General features: G+C 67.5%; 1 protein-coding gene. It reads right to left on the bottom strand.

Annotation, left to right across the window (positions count from 1 at the left end):
* Nucleotides 1-120: 120 nt before the first annotated feature.
* Nucleotides 121-1,010: aldo/keto reductase (locus AC1WTP_RS34410; protein WP_481653378.1), on the bottom strand; the 890-nt coding region annotated here is incomplete at its 5' end.

The raw sequence follows: 1,010 nt of genomic DNA, 5'->3' as shown, positions 1-1,010 counted from the left end.
GGGCAGCGTGGGCGATAGCGCGGCTCGGTCACCGGGGAGTTGGCAGCCTGGCGATGTTGACCCATGAAGCCCGTCCAACCCGTCCCGTAAGACGATCCGCTACCGGACACGGTGTGCGGGTCACGACGCAGCTCGGAGGGTATCGAGCCGGCGCAGGTCGTCGTCGGACAGGCTTAGGTCGGCCGCGGCGACGTTGGAACGCAGGTGGCGGACGCTGGTGGTCCCGGGGATCGGGATGACCGGCACGCCGTGTGCCTGCTGCCGGTGGTGCACCCAGGCCAGTGCGACCTGCCCGCTCGTGGTGTCGTGCCTACTGGCGATCTCGCCCAGTGCGGCGCGTAGGCCGCTCGCTACTTGCTCGTCGGCTGTGCTCGGAGGCTGGTGGAGGAGTCCATGACCGTTTGGGGAGTGGGCCACGACGACCACTCCGAGGTCGGCCACGGTAGGCAGCAGCTCCTGCTCGATGTCGCGCTGCACCAGTGACCACTGCTCCTGTAGCGCCGCGATCGGGTGAACGGCGTGTGCGCGGCGTAGTTCGTCCGCCGTCACGTTGGACAGGCCAAGGGCGCGCACCTTCCCATGGTTGACCAGTTCGGCCATGGCTTCGACGGTTTCCTCGATCGGGACCTTTTCACTGCGATGGTGCAGGTAGTAGAGGTCGATCACGTCGACACCGAGCCGTCGCAGGCTCGCCTCGCTCGCCTGCCGCACGTGCGACGGGTCAGCCCGTACGTCGAAGCCGCCGGCGAGCTCATCTCGCCATACCAACCCGAACTTGCTGGCCAGCAGCACCTCATCACGGCGCCCTCGGATTGCCCGGCCGACCAGCTCTTCATTCTGGTAGGCATCTGCGGTGTCCACCATCGTGACGCCCGCATCAAGGGCGGCGTGGACCACCGCCACCGGGTCGCGGTCGGTGCCGTCGGCGGTTCCATCGCGCAACCTCATCGCGCCGAATCCCTGACGGCCGAAAGTATCGCGACCCATGGATAGACGCGTTCCCGTCTCAG

This window comes from Micromonospora sp. R311, assembly GCF_056780015.1.
The sequence above is the reverse complement of the archived record's forward strand: the minus strand, read 5'-3'. Positions and strand labels throughout refer to the sequence as shown.